The sequence below is a fragment of the Roseibium sp. MB-4 genome (genome assembly GCF_053005265.1).
Window position 1 is genome coordinate 256,921 of record NZ_JBRKQB010000002.1, and the last position, 14,583, is coordinate 271,503.

General features: G+C 55.9%; 12 protein-coding genes. 8 read left to right on the plus strand and 4 right to left on the minus strand.

Annotation, left to right across the window (positions count from 1 at the left end; all coding sequences use genetic code 11):
• Window positions 1-77: 77 nt before the first annotated feature.
• The 3 genes from ACVDG4_RS12295 to ACVDG4_RS12305 all read right to left on the minus strand — a co-directional run bounded on the left by ACVDG4_RS12295 (window position 78) and on the right by ACVDG4_RS12305 (window position 5,010).
• Window positions 78-1,607, minus strand: a complete 1,530-nt coding sequence (locus tag ACVDG4_RS12295; protein ID WP_447235276.1) for a flagellin family protein — start codon at window positions 1,605-1,607, stop codon at window positions 78-80.
• Between the two features lie 3 nt (window positions 1,608-1,610).
• The gene (gene flgK / locus ACVDG4_RS12300) at window positions 1,611-3,506 is read right to left on the minus strand and encodes a flagellar hook-associated protein FlgK (protein WP_447235277.1); all 1,896 of its coding nucleotides are present in this window, start codon (window positions 3,504-3,506) and stop codon (window positions 1,611-1,613) included.
• A 67-nt stretch (window positions 3,507-3,573) separates the two neighbouring features.
• Window positions 3,574-5,010, minus strand: coding sequence for a flagellar hook protein FlgE (locus ACVDG4_RS12305; RefSeq protein WP_133946533.1), 1,437 nt, complete (start codon window positions 5,008-5,010; stop codon window positions 3,574-3,576).
• 314 nt (window positions 5,011-5,324) lie between these two features.
• On the opposite strand from ACVDG4_RS12305, the gene ACVDG4_RS12310 reads away from it, so the two are divergent.
• The 8 genes from ACVDG4_RS12310 (at window position 5,325) to ACVDG4_RS12345 (ending at window position 14,040) form a co-directional block, all read left to right on the plus strand.
• Window positions 5,325-6,170 carry an AAA family ATPase gene (locus tag ACVDG4_RS12310; RefSeq protein ID WP_040452303.1) on the plus strand — a complete coding sequence of 282 codons (846 nt, stop codon included), beginning with the start codon at window positions 5,325-5,327 and terminating at the stop codon, window positions 6,168-6,170.
• Window positions 6,171-6,193: 23 nt separating this feature from the next.
• On the plus strand, window positions 6,194-6,733 hold the full coding sequence (locus ACVDG4_RS12315; RefSeq protein ID WP_306149095.1) for a hypothetical protein: 540 nt from the start codon (window positions 6,194-6,196) through the stop codon (window positions 6,731-6,733).
• A 39-nt stretch (window positions 6,734-6,772) separates the two neighbouring features.
• Window positions 6,773-7,300, plus strand: coding sequence for a SixA phosphatase family protein (locus ACVDG4_RS12320; protein ID WP_209174080.1), 528 nt, complete (start codon window positions 6,773-6,775; stop codon window positions 7,298-7,300).
• Window positions 7,301-7,370: 70 nt separating this feature from the next.
• Window positions 7,371-8,870, plus strand: a complete 1,500-nt coding sequence (locus tag ACVDG4_RS12325; protein WP_447235278.1) for a YcjX family GTP-binding protein — start codon at window positions 7,371-7,373, stop codon at window positions 8,868-8,870.
• Window positions 8,867-9,925 carry a YcjF family protein gene (locus tag ACVDG4_RS12330; protein ID WP_447235279.1) on the plus strand — a complete coding sequence of 353 codons (1,059 nt, stop codon included), beginning with the start codon at window positions 8,867-8,869 and terminating at the stop codon, window positions 9,923-9,925. The genes ACVDG4_RS12325 and ACVDG4_RS12330 overlap by 4 nt, the downstream gene beginning before the upstream one ends.
• A gap of 209 nt (window positions 9,926-10,134) precedes the next feature.
• On the plus strand, window positions 10,135-11,193 hold the full coding sequence (gene ppk2, locus ACVDG4_RS12335; protein ID WP_447235280.1) for a polyphosphate kinase 2: 1,059 nt from the start codon (window positions 10,135-10,137) through the stop codon (window positions 11,191-11,193).
• 515 nt (window positions 11,194-11,708) lie between these two features.
• Window positions 11,709-12,884, plus strand: coding sequence for a vWA domain-containing protein (locus ACVDG4_RS12340; RefSeq protein ID WP_447235281.1), 1,176 nt, complete (start codon window positions 11,709-11,711; stop codon window positions 12,882-12,884).
• Between the two features lie 22 nt (window positions 12,885-12,906).
• On the plus strand, window positions 12,907-14,040 hold the full coding sequence (locus tag ACVDG4_RS12345) for a class I SAM-dependent methyltransferase (protein WP_447235282.1): 1,134 nt from the start codon (window positions 12,907-12,909) through the stop codon (window positions 14,038-14,040).
• A gap of 67 nt (window positions 14,041-14,107) precedes the next feature.
• On the opposite strand, the gene ACVDG4_RS12350 is transcribed toward ACVDG4_RS12345, so the two are convergent.
• A complete protein-coding gene (locus ACVDG4_RS12350) occupies window positions 14,108-14,536 on the minus strand; it encodes a universal stress protein (RefSeq protein WP_447235283.1) in 429 nt (142 codons plus the stop codon).
• Between the last annotated feature and the right edge of the window lie 47 nt (window positions 14,537-14,583).

The following is a 14,583-nucleotide window of genomic DNA, read 5'->3' on the forward strand; positions in this document are numbered from 1 at the left end:
GCCAGCTCCCCATATAGACGACAAAAAAGCCGGTGAATTGACACCGGCTTTTTTTGCATTCTGGTCGAGTGAAGGCCTTACCTCAGATAGTCGGCAAGGCTCAGGTTGAAGACGATCGAAGAGGCATTGTAGGAGACTTCGATGTTCGTCCTGAGTTGCAGGATTTCTGCGGCAAGTCGGTCCTGATCAATGCCTTCGATCTCTCCGATGGTCGCCTCGTAGGTGTTAACGACCTGGACGTGACGTTGATCCGTCAAACTTGCGGTTCGATGCGCGATTGCAATGTCTGTCGAGATGTCCACGATGCCAGACTGATCGATGCCAGGAGGCTGCAATATGGCCCGTAAATCTGTCGAGAGCGCGTTGTAGTACTCTTCATCAAGCTGGGCGCCACCGGAGAAATCAGCCGCAGCAAATGTTGCAAGTGTTTGCACGAGCTCTTGAAGTGGCTCCTCGTTGGCCCTGACGCCATATTCTACCGTCAGATTTGTATCAATGATCGCGTTCTTGTCGGTGCGCGGATCCGTGGTCGTCGTGTTGCGTCCTGTGTACCAAGAGACTGTATCCGTTGCGCCGGACGTCAGCGCAGTCGCAGTGGTGTAAGGAGGACCGTCAACTCTCTGCGGGACTTCACCGTTGTAAGTGCTGAAGAACTCGTCCGAAGCCCAAATATCTGATGCAGCCTTCAGGGTTGTTTGTGCGGCATCTTCCAACTCCTGAGCAATAGCGTCGCGGAGGTTTTGTGCCGTCTCTTCCAAATCCGCGCCAATCGCAAATGTCCCCTCAGCTTCATTGGAGGCGGCGGCCGTCAGCGTGATTGTCGTTGTATTGGTATGGTCAGGCGGGAGCGTTATTGTAATTTCAATCTGCTCGCCAAGCGTCGGTTGTCCCGTGAATTGAACATCGAAGGTATCTGGATCCCCTCCCCCTGGACCTGTGAGTGTCACGTTGGTCAGCGTTGATGTCACGGCCGAAATATCGAAGCCGAAATCGTGTGCCCCGTCTTCCGCAATTGTAAACGTGGAATCCACTGGCCCGGGTGTTGTCGTTAGGGCAGACACGGTCATCCGGCCATTATTTAAGGCACCCAAGTTCGCTTGGGAGAACTCGCTCATATAGTCCTTCAGGCCTGAAAGGCCGTTGGCCCCGTTCATAATGGTATCAATGGCCTGGACCGGATCGGAGATCGCATCCGTTCCGCCGAACGGGTAGTAACCGGCGACTTCAGTGTTCAAGATATTAAGAGCTTCGTTCAACAAGAGCTCTGCTCTTGACTGGGTCTGGGTCTGACCATCGCTCTGGATCACAAAGTCATTTGTATCCATGGCGGACTTGGCGTCCCGCCGGATATCTTCCAAACGATCCAACGACACGGTCATCGCCTCTAGATGCAAGTTGGAGATCGTGATTGTCTCTTGATAGGATTCGATCAGGCTGACTTTTTGCGTCAGCTGAATATCCAGCAGCCGGCGATCGCCAATGTCGCCATAGGTGCTGCCAACCTTGCCGCTCGCCAGCTGTGTTGTCTTCTCAGTGAGCTTGTCATTGAGGTTCAACAGCTGGCTGGTCAGGTAACTCCGCGACGTTGAGATGGATGATACTGGCATACGCTACCTCACCACGTTCAGAAGTTCTTGCATCAGATCATTGATCGTCTGCATGACACGGGCATTCGCCGCATAGGCGTTTTCCAGCTGAACCAGAAACGCCATTTCAGCATCGAGATTGACCGAGTAGCTTTCCTCGTATCGGACCGCGAGATTGAGCGTCAGAGCTTCTTTGGAATCCGAATACGTCTTTGCATCAGCTGCCTGGTTGCCCTGATAGGCCACCGTCTGGTTGATGTAGTCCAGAACAGTTCCTTGGAACGGGCTCGAGCTGCTGCCCATACCGGCCTCAGGATCGAAATAGGCAGTTTCGTTGGTCAATGCATTTAAAAGATACTGCGCCCGTGCAGGGTCGTTCTCAGAGTTTGCAGCTGGGGTTGTCTGGTAATCGACAAGCAAAGAACTGTCTGCCAGCAGAGCGGGATTGACGCTTATTCCATTCGCAAACCCGACGCGCTGTCCGCCGTTCTCAGGAGCATCGGTAAACACTTCAGTGCCGTTACGCTGGTCAACAAAGATCGACAGGCCCAAGCCCTGATCGGTGGTCGCTGAAGGCGTAATATTCGCCGACAAACTCTCAACCGTTGTCGCATTGGGTACGGTGGTACTGTCGCCGAGAATGCGCAGGTTGTCACTGCCGTCGTTGGAGACCTGCAAATCCGGCGCTGCGGTTCCCAAGGCTGCGATAATATTCGTGATGTAGGTCGCAGGAGTACCGCTGGAGATGTCAATGCCGACAACCGTGTCACTTGGATTGGTTGTTGCTGTATTTGCAAGCGGCAACAGCGTTGGATCGCTGACCGCCATCAGCGTGATCGTCTGCGACTGACCAGCCGAGTCGGTGTACTCCAGATTGATTGTATTGCCGGATTGAAGACCGGACACAGGCAGATCGAAGCCCGAATCCGGACCGACGGTTGCCGCTGTGCTGGCTTGCGTCACATTGGAAAACGCCAGAGAAAGTTCAGCTGCGATGGTGTCCAGCTGTTTTTGCGCCTCGATCAGGACGTCGTCCCGCAACTCCATGGTTGCGACCATGAGGCCCGTGCCAGTCGTGCGGTCACGCCCTGAGGCCCCTGCAGGTACGATATCAAACTGGGCACCACCGGCCGTCGTTGCGACTATGGCGTTACCCTGCTGATCTGCTCCCAGCCTGTTTGTCGGCTGAAAGGCTAGCGTTGCTGCCTCACCATCAGAGAACAATGGCTGACCGTTTTTGGTCTGAATAAACAGCGTATTCGTGGTCGTTTTGCTGACATTGAGATCCAGATAGCCGGAAAGCTGTTCAACGAGGCGGTCGCGCTCGTCTTCCATTTCCGAGCTGGAAACGCCAGCCTGTGTGGCATCACGGATGGCCGCATCGATTGATTCAATGCTGGATAGAAGGCTGTTTACGGTCTCCGTCTGGCGAGCAAGCGCCTCGTCCGCCTCCTGGCGCAAATCGGCAATCTGCTGGTAGGAGGAATTCAATTCCCGCGCCATTGCGTCAGCAGCAGCTACCACTTCCTGCTGTGCGGCGTAGTTGCCTGGTTGGTTGACCAGCGACGACAGTGCCGCAGTCAACTCCCCTGCCAGGGCTGATAGGCCGGTCTGATCACCAATGGTGCCAAAAATGTCGTCGAGACGATCTGTGAAAGCAGCAATCTGTTTGCCGTAGTTCGTGTCGGCCAAGGAATTGAAGTAATCCGATTGGATTTCTTCATTGATGATGCGGCTGATCTCGTTCGTGACGATCCCGGCGACATTGCCTTCGCCGTCGAAGTAAGCATTTGCAGAGACTGTTTTCTTGGAATAGCCGGCCGTATCAGCGTTCGCGATATTCGACGCAGTGACATCGATCTGACGCTGATTGAACGATATGCCGAAAACCGCTGTGTTCAGGGCACTTGTCAGTCCCATGGCGGCTACTCCTCAGAATTACTCAGAAAAGGGATCGCTGGCGGCCAAAGCCGCCAGCGGATGAGCGTTAGCGGACCATGTTCAGGGCGCTGTCCAGCATTTCGTCCGCAGAGGTGACAATCCTGGAGTTTGCCGAATAGGCTTGCTGCGTAATGATCAGCTTGGAAAACTCGTCCGCAATATCTGCGTTGGAGAGCTCAAGAGCGTTGGAGATCACGGCACCGCCGCCGGACAGGTCGGCATCACCGGAGTCGGAGGTAGCAGCAAAGGCCGCTCCATCCACCCGGCGCAGGTTCTGCTCGGCCTGGAAAGTTGCCAGTGGAATCTCATACAGCGCACGTGTCTGGTTGTTGGAATAGCTCGCAATCACGCGGCCAGATTCATCGATGGCGATGTTTGTGAGTTCACCGGCTGCATAACCGTTTTGGCTCAGGTTGACGGATGTCGCGATCCCATCCGGATCTGCAAATTGCGTCAAAGAACCATTTGCAAAAGAGATGGTGATGCTGTCGGCTGCGTTACCAGCAGTACCAGCTGTGACACCGCCTACTGTGATTTCATCAAGCGTGAAGCTTTCCGTACCAGTGTTGGTGACCGTTACAGCGCCGGCCCCGTTCGGGGTAAGCGTGCTGATGTCGCCGTTACCGTCAAACGTAACATCACCGATCTTGTAGTACTCGTTCGTCGCATCGCCGCCGGTATCAATGTACATGCTCCAGACTTCAGCGCCTGCAGTGTTGTCGATCTTTGCCCAGCGGATATTCAATGGAACTTCCGAGCCGTTCGAATTGTAGGTTGTGACAGAACCGCCTGTAATTGAAGTGGCCAGGAAGTCCGTTTCATTGGTGCCGCCAACCGCGATGTCGCTGGCTCCAAGGTTTGCACCAGTCGCAGGCGGAGAGTTCGCACCTGTATTCAGCAGGGCCGTTGCGGCATCGGAACCATCGTAGTTCGTGGTATCTGGAACAGTCGGCAAGCTCGCTTGGTAATTCACAGTTGTTGTTGAATTCGCGGCCAGCGGCTGACTGTTGATCTGAATAACCGATGGATTGTCACCGACCGGGTTGCCGGTCGTCGGATCAAGAGGAAAACCCTTCAGATAGTAACCCGACTGGTTGACGAAGTAGCCTTCCTTGTTGACTTCAAAGTCGCCAGCCCGTGTGTAGAACGTGTCATCCGCAAAGGTTGTCGAACCGTCAACAAAATCGGCTGCCTGTGTCACGACGAAGTAACCTTCGCCGTTGATGGCCATATAGGTATCAACGTCATTGGATGAGATGTCGCCGCCGATCGTGTTGGTTGCACGCGACGTGGCATAGGTTGTTCCAGAGACCTGGTCGGCCTGCGTGGAACCGCCACCGGACACCAGATCGGAGAAGGTTGTATCGAGACGCTTGAACCCAACCGTCTGTGAGTTCGCAACGTTGCCCGAGATATTTTCAAGCGCGGTCGCCTGCGCTGACAAACCAGAAACGGCGGAGTTGATCGCCCCGTAAATACCCATGTTTCGTCCTCTTGGTCACTGTGGGCATGCTCCTGAACAAGGACAGCCCGGTTTCGAAGAGGATGAGCAAGCAATGTGCCAAACGGCACATGAGTCAAATTCAACAAATAATTTCAGTTAGATAGAGTTATTTTCTGGATTAATTATCGGCGAGTGACAGCGGCACACCGTGTTCAGAGCGGCAAAAACTTCCCGGCGGACAGGCAAGAGTCTCCACTTACCGGTGTTCAACCGGCACACTCGGCAAAAAGCTGACTTGCATCCCATGCTCCTGCCTGCCACCTTTCGGCAACATGAATGACAGGGACACCCACATGCGCTTTGAAGGCACCGATAGTTACATCGCCACTGAGGATTTGAGAGTTGCGGTCAATGCCGCAGTCGCACTCGAGCGGCCCCTACTGGTCAAGGGCGAACCGGGAACAGGAAAGACTGTCCTTGCGGAACAGGTCGCCCAAGCCCTCAACGCCCCATTGATCGAGTGGCATGTGAAATCGACAACCAAAGCGCAGCAAGGCCTTTATGAGTACGATGCCGTATCACGTCTTCGCGACAGCCAGCTCGGCGACGAACGGGTTAAGGACATCAACAACTACATCCGCAAAGGCAAACTCTGGGATGCGTTCGTGGCACCGGAAAAACCGGTACTGCTGATCGATGAAATCGACAAGGCGGATATCGAGTTTCCGAACGACCTTCTGCTCGAACTCGATCGCATGGAGTTCCACGTTTACGAGACAGGTGAAACGGTTCGCGCCAAGCAGCGCCCCGTCGTGATCATTACGTCGAACAACGAAAAAGACCTGCCGGACGCGTTCTTGCGCCGCTGTTTCTTCCACTTCATCAAATTCCCGGATGCTGAGACGATGACAGAAATCGTCGAAGTTCATTTTCCGGGCATCAAGCAGCGCTTGCTCAACGAAGCACTGCGCATGTTCTTTGAAGTCCGGGATGTTCCGGGCCTGAAGAAGAAGCCGTCAACCTCGGAGCTTATCGATTGGATCAAGCTGCTTCTAAATGAAGACATTGACCCTGAGACCTTGCGCCAACAGGATAGTGGGAAATTGATTCCGCCTCTGCACGGTGCTTTGCTGAAGAATGAACAGGATGTCCATCTTTTTGAACGTCTGGCATTCATGGCACGCCGGGAACGGGGATAATCCGATCACGGGACGCATCTGACATGCTCCATCTGACGAAACTTGCCCTCCTCTGCTTGATCGGCGCTTGGACACTCTCCGGCATTGATGCCGCCGAGGCCCAGGTGAGCCCGGAAGCTGAGGCTGGCTGGCAGAGCGATGTAGAGGGCCTGCGGCATTTCACCGGCCTGCGCTGCCCGGATGTTATTGGAGCTTTTTACCGTATCAAGGTGATGGAAGGTGATGGCTCCAGCCTGGCTGGCTGCATCTATACCGGCCGCGACGGCATTACCGCGGTATTGCGGATGCACTTGCAAGGCTCAGGACGCCGCGAAGCAGTCAGTTTTTCACGCAGCTATAAAGCAGCCGGGTTTGAATCCATCTTGTTAAGCGGCCCCGCCGAGACAGGCATTTCCTTCAAGACCGGTACGCGGGATAACGCGACCCAATGCGAAACCTTCTGGCATTTTGCCGGTGCGAAAGCCGACTTCACCCTTTGGATGGCCTACACTCTACCAACCCAGGAAATTGACATTGGTCCGGCAATCGCGTCTTTCACAGAAGCATTGGCCCGCCAGAATTGACCCGGTTCGGCTCCAAAGGACAAAAGCGAGGGCATCTGCATGCGTCTCTACCTATTTAGGCACGCAAAATCCGACTGGGGAGACGCCGATCTTGCAGATTTTGACCGTCCATTGAACGGACGCGGGAAATCCGCTGCCCGCGTGATGGGGCGGTATCTGCGCGAACAAAACCTCCTTCCAAACCGCATCCTGTGCTCGACCTCTCTGCGAACCCGCGAGACGCTCTCTCGCACCCTGCCCTTTCAACCCCAGGAAGCGCAGATCCATCTGTTGTCCGATATCTACGACGAAAGCGATCTCAGCTACACCAACGTGATCCGGCGCCATGGCGGACGGGCCCAACAGCTCATGGTGATTGGGCACAACCCGGCCACCGAGCAGACCGCAATCGAACTCGCCGGAACCGGTGATGCAGATGCCATGGCAGATCTGCGGATCAAGTTCCCTACTGGCGCGCTCGCAGTCATCGACTTCGACATTGCCAGCTGGGATGAAGTGCAGATCGGAACCGGCCACCTGGAGCGGTTCGTCAAGCCCCGGGATCTCGCCGCAAAATTGGACGACTAATCACCGGAGCGCCCCTGGCATTTGCAAGTCCATGGACTGACGCCTACATGACGGCAATGGAGGCCATTGCTTGACATCCCTAACAAATCTCGCCGAAGAAGCCCGGCTGACCCTTGCCAATCTGACAGATGCCGCCACGGACTTCGCTGTGCCGAGCCTGCGTCTTGGCGTCACCGGCCTTGCCCGCGCGGGCAAGACCGTGTTCCTGACATCACTCGTGCACAATCTGGTGCATGGCGGCCGCCTGCCTGTCTTCAGCGCCGCAGCGGGTCAGAGGATGACCGGTGCACGCCTTCAGCCCCAGCCCGACGATGCGGTTCCAAGGTTCGACTACGAGAGCCATGTTCAGGCCCTGGTCAAAGACCGGATCTGGCCGCAGTCAACGCGGCAAGTGTCGGAGCTCAGACTGACCATCGACTATGAGAGTGCCTCCTACGTTTACCGGAAACTTGGGCCAGGGCGCTTGCATCTGGACCTCATCGACTATCCCGGCGAATGGCTGTTGGATTTGCCCTTGCTCGACAAGGACTATGCAACGTTTTCAGCCGAGGCTGTTGCACGGGCACGGAAAGAGCACCGATCATCGATTGCCGGACCCTACCTTGAGGCATTGAATGAAGCCGCTGCAAAAGCGGATGCGCCGGAAGATGAACAAACTGCGCAGATTCTCTCAGCGGCTTTTAAAAGCTACTTGAGCGCATGCCGCGCGGATGCACATGCCTTGTCGATGCTGCCACCCGGTCGGTTTCTGATGCCCGGCGACCTTGACGGGTCTCCAGCGCTCACCTTCGCCCCACTCGACATTGCCCCGGATGCGCCCCCGGCGCGGACGGGCACGATGCGCGCGATGATGGAGCGGCGTTACGAGGCCTACAAGACCCATGTGATCCGCCCGTTCTTCCGCAACCATTTTGCACGGCTTGACCGGCAGATCGTCCTCGTTGATGTCCTGCAGGCTCTAAACGCGGGCCCACATGCAATGCTGGATCTGGAAATTGCTCTCAGCGAAGTGCTGTCGGCATTCCGGCCGGGCCGCCGGAGCTGGCTGTCGTCCATTCTCAGCCGTAGGATTGACCGGATCCTCTTTGCTGCCACCAAGGCCGACCATGTTCACCGCACCGATCACGACCGTTTGGAAGCAATCACCCACCGCCTGGTGGGCAGAGCCGCTGATCGTGCGCGGTTTAAGGGCGCTGAAGTTAATGTCCTTGCGCTCGCAGCCGTGCGCGCGACCCGGGAAGCCAGTGTCCGCCACAAGGGCCAGAAGCTGCCGGCGATCCTCGGCACCCCCCTGCCAGGCGAGAAGATCGACGGTGAAACCTACGACGGCAATACCGAAATCGCGATGTTTCCCGGAGACTTACCGGAAAACCCGAACATGCTCTTTGAGGATATTGAATCACTTTCTCAAGTCACCGGCCAAACTCCACGTCAGACTGATCCTTCACTGCAGTTTATGCGGTTCCGGCCGCCGAAGCTGGACACGACCGCAGAAGGCCTGACACTGTCCCTACCCCATATCCGCCTCGACCGGGCCTTGGAATTCCTTCTCGGAGACCGTCTGGCATGACCGATACGAACAACCGCCCGCCCCGCAAACCGGCCGCCTTCCGTCTCGATGACAGCAAGGTTCAGCTCTCCGATGACCATGCTGAAAACCCATCTGCCGACCACGCATTGATCACCGAAGAGGTGCTTGACGAGGAAGCCCCGCGCCTCCCCCCCTCGGCCAGCACACCCAAGTCCGGCTCCAGCTTCGGCAAATGGCTTCTGGTTGGTCTCGGTGGTCTTGTTTCCCTCAGCATCGGCCTGGCCATAGACAGCCTGATCCGGGATCTCTTTTCCAGAACCGACTGGCTCGGATGGCTTGGCGTCGCCCTTGCCGCCATCGCCGTTGCCGGACTGATTGGCCTGACTGCACGCGAACTTGCCGGTGTTCTCCGTCTCAAGCGCATCGACGATCTCCGGGAGCGATTACAAACCGCCGCTGACACCGATGATGCGCAAAAGGCGCAAGAGAGCCTGAAAGACCTCCTCGCCATTTACCAGGACCGGCCGGAGACCGCGCTTGGACGCAAGACGTTGAGTGGCCATATGCGCGAGATCATCGACGGCAAGGATCTGGTGATGCTGGCTGAGCGCGATCTTTTGCAGGCTCTGGACCAGGAAGCCCGCAAGATCGTCATGAACAGTGCCAAGCGGGTCTCAATCGTTACGGCTGTCAGCCCCCGGGCGTTGGTCGACCTTATGATGGTGTTGTTTGAAAACGTCCGCATCATCCGCCGACTGTCGACCCTTTACGGCGGGCGTCCGGGCACGCTTGGCTTTATCCGGCTGGCCAAGCACGTCTTGGCCCATCTTGCAGTTACCGGCGGCATGGCCGCAGGTGATAGCCTTGCCTCACAAGTGCTTGGTCACGGTGTGGCAGCACGTCTGTCGGCGCGGCTTGGCGAGGGTGTCATCAACGGTATTTTGACCGCAAGGATTGGCATTGCCGCGATTGCCGTGTGCCGGCCGGCGCCGTTCATTGCAACTAAGGGGCCCAGCGTGTCCGACTTCATGGGCGAACTTTTATCCTCCGCTGAAGCTGAGACCGCCTCCAAGAACAGCAAAATAACAAGCTAATCTGACCAGCAAATCCTCTTTTGAAGTACTTGAAGGTCAAACACGGAAAGTAGGCACCAACACGCCAGCAACCTCTAGTCGAAATCTGCAAGACCAATTTAACCAAACATAAGTATCTTGAATGGAATACCGCTACGGAATTGACCCTTATCAATGCAAAAATTACTTTGCTGGCGTAGCCATTTTGCGACCCGAAGAGAGGACGCAAAATGGCCGCAGAGACACTTACAACCGAAAGCAAAACCCAAGCACCCGCCAACAACGGGACCTTGACCGAACCGGCCAAAAAGCCAGCTCCGAAACGCACCCGGAAAACTCCGGCGCAGGCGGCCCCTGCTCCCGAAACAGCTGAACAAAAAGAAGCTAACGAGCGCTTGCATCAGCTCGCCCAAATGCGGCGCGATCCGGCAGCGATCAATCATGTTTTCGAAACCGGCGAATACCCTTACGCCAACAAGATGAAGCGGGCGCCCTATGAAAAACGGAAAGCGGCCCTTCAGGCAGAGCTGTTGAAAGCACAACAATGGGTCCAGGACACCGATCAGCGCATTGTTCTCATTTTCGAAGGCCGGGATGCGGCTGGCAAGGGCGGTACGATCAAGCGGTTCAACGAACACCTGAACCCGCGGGCGGCCCGCGTGGTTGCGCTTCAAAAGCCGACAGAGCGCGAAAGCAAACAATGGTATTTCCAGCGCTACATTGAGAACCTGCCCTCAGGCGGGGAAATGGTGTTCTTCGACCGGTCCTGGTACAACCGCGCCGGTGTCGAACGGGTCATGGGCTTCTGCTCCCCCAACCAGTACCTGGAATTCATGCGTCAGTGCCCTGAAGTTGAACGGATGCTGGTTCGCGATGGAGTTCTGATGTTCAAATACTGGTTCTCGGTGACATCCGACGAGCAGCGCCGCCGATTCAAACAGCGGGAAGTCGATCCGCTGAAACAGTGGAAGCTCTCCCCGATCGACAAGGCGTCTCTCGACAAATGGGACGACTATACCGAGGCGAAGGAAGCCATGTTCTTCTACACCGACACCGCCGATGCGCCCTGGACCATCGTCAAGTCGGACGACAAGAAACGCGCTCGCCTCAACTGCATGGAGCATTTCCTGTCCTCCCTGCCCTATCCGGGCAAAAACACCCGCGTGGTCGGCCAGCCAGATCCGCTGATTGTCGGCACCGGCCATCACGTCATCGGCCGGGATCACCACATCCTTGGCAAGACGCTCCATCCGGACATCAAGGGTGGCCGGTCTACAAACGGCAGCTGAATTCTCGGCAACGCATGTGTCTATTTGACAAAGCAACAGGACTAATAGTAAAGTTACCGAATAGGTGATTCTGGAAAGAACACGACCTTCGTGTTCCGAATTTTGATCCTTGATGCTGAACGCTTGTTTAACCCTAGGGGGTTAAGTGCGTTCAGCGCACTTCCTCCATAAATGAGGAGGAAGTGATGGAAAGTCACTCTTCTTTGTCAGTATTCAGAGCAGTCCTTACGTTGACAGCAGCGTGTGGAGTGATTGCTTGTTTGTTCTCGCTTGTGCCTGTTTTTCTTCCAAGCGCCGAGGACACTCCATTTCTTGAGCCTATGTTTAATACGCTGACTTATCTATTTTCGACTGGGGTTGGCGCAGTATTCGGCATGCTTGGGAGCGGAAAAAGTGAGACGTAAGTTTGAAGAAAAACGCAAATCGTCTATTAATTTCTTTGCTAACTCACATGCATTCTCATTGAACGATGAGAACGGCTCGACACCCACCGCTGCCACCGTTAATCTCGCCGCATGTTCATAACCTTTTTCACCGAACTGAAATCTGCCGGAATCCCGGTCTCCTTACGTGAGTATCTGACGCTTATGGAGGCTCTGGATAAGGATCTGGCCGAGCGCAGCGTTGAGGATTTTTATTATCTGGCGCGCCTGTCGCTGGTGAAGGACGAAAGCAATCTCGACAAGTTTGACCGGGTGTTTGGGACCGTGTTCAAGGGCCTTGAGCTCATGAGCGACGTGCCCGTCACCGAGATCCCTGAGGACTGGCTTCGCAAGCTCGCCGAAAAACACTTGAGCGAAGAGGAAAAGGCGCAGATCGAGGCCATGGGCGGATTTGAGAAGCTCATGGAGACCTTGGCTGAGCGCCTCAAGGAACAGGAAAAACGCCACCAGGGCGGCAACAAGTGGATCGGCACGGCCGGCACTTCTCCATTTGGCGCCTACGGCTACAATCCCGAAGGCGTCCGGATTGGGCAGAAAGAAAGCCGGCACCGGCGTGCCGTGAAGGTTTGGGACAAACGCGAATTCAAGGATCTCGATGACACCCAGCTTCTTGGCACGCGGAACATCCAGGTTGCCTTGAAACGGCTGCGTAATTTCGCCCGCACGGGGGCTGCAGAGGAACTGGATCTCGATCACACGATCAAGGCGACCGCGCACAAGGGTCTTCTCGACATCAAGATGCGACCCGAACGGCACAACGCCGTCAAGGTGCTTCTGTTCTTCGACATTGGTGGATCGATGGACGATCACATCCGGGTCTGCGAAGAACTCTTTTCGGCCGCTAGGTCCGAATTCAAGGTGATGGAGCATTTTTACTTCCACAACTGTCTTTATGAGACGGTCTGGAAGGAAAACAGGCGGCGCCACACCGAGCGGCTGCCAACGATGGACGTGCTGCACAAGTACCCGTCCGACTACAAGATCATCTTTGTAGGCGATGCTTCCATGAGCCCCTATGAGATCGCCTATCCGGGTGGATCGGTGGAGCACTGGAACGAGGAAGCAGGGTCCGCCTGGATGCAGCGCGTCACCGGGCTCTACAGCAGCGCCATCTGGCTCAATCCTGTCCGCCAGGAACACTGGCGTTACACACCCTCAATCCAGATGATGCAGGAATTGATGGAAAACCGCATGTTCCCGATGACTGTGGAGGGACTGACGGACGCCATGAAGGAACTGGCCCGCTAACCGGCCGACAGGGGCACAAAGCATGTCCGGACAACAAACGCCCGCCTCTGCCTCGCCTGTCGCCCATGCGACAACGACCGGCATGACCGGTGGCGGATTTTACAATCAGAACTCCACACCACAGTGGGACGCAACAGCTGCTGTCCTTGACCATCTGGAAGCCGCCGCCGATGCGCTGCCGCTCCAGGGTGGCGGGCCAATCTGTCTGGCCGATTTTGGCTGTTCGGAAGGCCGAAACTCAATCGCAGCGCTGAGCAGGCCCGTCTCCCGCCTGTTGCAGCGGACAAACCGGCCGATCCAGACGATCCATTCCGACCTCCCGACCAATGACTTCTCAAGCCTTCTGCGCTCTCTACGGCCGGAGGGACACTCCGTTTTTGGACAGCCGAATGTCTATTCGTCCGTTGTTGGTGGCTCCATGTATGACCAGCTGCTGCCGGATAGAAGCCTACATATGGCGACGACGTTCAACGCGATCGGCTTCCTCTCCAGAAAGCCCATCGCAACACTGCCCGGCTACATTTTTCCAAATGGTCCAAGCGCTATCCGCAACAACGGCTTCGTTTCCGAAGAAGATCAGGCGGCTTTTTCAGAGCTCGCGCGGCAAGACATTGCGACCTTTCTGAAAGCCCGAGCCAAGGAGCTGGTGCCAGGCGGCAAGCTGCTGCTGCAGGTGTTCGGCGCAAATGAGACCGCCAGCACCTGCGACGGGATCTATGATCTTCTAAACGATGCGGTTCTTTGTTTCGTCAAAAACGGCTCGATATCGCAGGATGTTTATGCGGCCTACTATCAGCCGGTCTATATGCGGACACTGGAGGAGTTAACGGGTCCTGTCAGCGATCCGGCCCTAGGCGCCGCCGGGCTTTTCGAGCTTAACCACGCAACATCCTACGAGATCCCGGTTTCCTTCAATGAGCGCTTTTCCGCGGACGGAGATCTGGAAGCTTACGCGCGCGATTACGTCAATTTCTTCCGCGCCTTTACTGAAGCGGTTCTCAGAAATGCACTCCCGGCAAACGATCAGCGGAACACCCTTGTTGAGCAGATCTACGAAAAAGCCATTCAGTTGCTGAAAGCCGCACCGGACCTCTATCCGTTCCGCTATATCGCCGTCGCAGCACTCATGACACGGACGGGTAATCAGGTAATCTGAAACAAAAAAACGGCGGCAGGCTTTCGCCCACCACCGTCTTCCTCCTCCAGAGAAGCAGGCAAAGTCCTCAGCTGTCGCGTAGCACCATTACCGAGCACGGTGCATGACGGACGATATGGGCGGCATTTGAGCCGATAAAATAGGTGGAGAGCCCCGGTTTGTGGGATGTCATCAACACAAGGTCACACTCTGCCTTTTCGGCTTCCTCGATCACTTCATGGTAGACCGATCCAACCCGGACCATGACATCGACCGCCCCTTCCGGCACGTCCAACGCATCACCGATCTTCTGCAAAATGCCAGCGGTTTCCCTCAGTTCGTTTTCCTGAAAACCTTCCGGCAATTGGCTTGCGACGAAGCTCTGCACTTCCAGACAAACTCCGAGCAGATGGATCTTGGCACCGTAGTCGCGGGCCATCTGAGATGCTTTCGCCAGAGCCTCATCGGCAAACTTCGGTTCAGCCGGATCGATGGGAACAAGGATTTTCTTGAACATGGCGTTACTCCCTTAAATTTCTTGAGAGGAAACTAGGCCTTCGCCGA

Excerpts from the sequence above, each read along its gene's own strand:
- ACVDG4_RS12295 (WP_447235276.1), bottom strand. The coding sequence starts at position 1,607 with ATGCCAGTATCATCCATCTCAACGTCGCGGAGTTACCTGACCAGCCAG.
- flgK (WP_447235277.1), bottom strand. The coding sequence starts at position 3,506 with ATGGGACTGACAAGTGCCCTGAACACAGCGGTTTTCGGCATATCGTTC.
- ACVDG4_RS12305 (WP_133946533.1), bottom strand. The coding sequence starts at position 5,010 with ATGGGTATTTACGGGGCGATCAACTCCGCCGTTTCTGGTTTGTCAGCG.
- ACVDG4_RS12310 (WP_040452303.1), top strand. The coding sequence starts at position 5,325 with ATGCGCTTTGAAGGCACCGATAGTTACATCGCCACTGAGGATTTGAGA.
- ACVDG4_RS12315 (WP_306149095.1), top strand. The coding sequence starts at position 6,194 with ATGCTCCATCTGACGAAACTTGCCCTCCTCTGCTTGATCGGCGCTTGG.
- ACVDG4_RS12320 (WP_209174080.1), top strand. The coding sequence starts at position 6,773 with ATGCGTCTCTACCTATTTAGGCACGCAAAATCCGACTGGGGAGACGCC.
- ACVDG4_RS12330 (WP_447235279.1), top strand. The coding sequence starts at position 8,867 with ATGACCGATACGAACAACCGCCCGCCCCGCAAACCGGCCGCCTTCCGT.
- ppk2 (WP_447235280.1), top strand. The coding sequence starts at position 10,135 with ATGGCCGCAGAGACACTTACAACCGAAAGCAAAACCCAAGCACCCGCC.
- ACVDG4_RS12340 (WP_447235281.1), top strand. The coding sequence starts at position 11,709 with ATGTTCATAACCTTTTTCACCGAACTGAAATCTGCCGGAATCCCGGTC.
- ACVDG4_RS12345 (WP_447235282.1), top strand. The coding sequence starts at position 12,907 with ATGTCCGGACAACAAACGCCCGCCTCTGCCTCGCCTGTCGCCCATGCG.
- ACVDG4_RS12350 (WP_447235283.1), bottom strand. The coding sequence starts at position 14,536 with ATGTTCAAGAAAATCCTTGTTCCCATCGATCCGGCTGAACCGAAGTTT.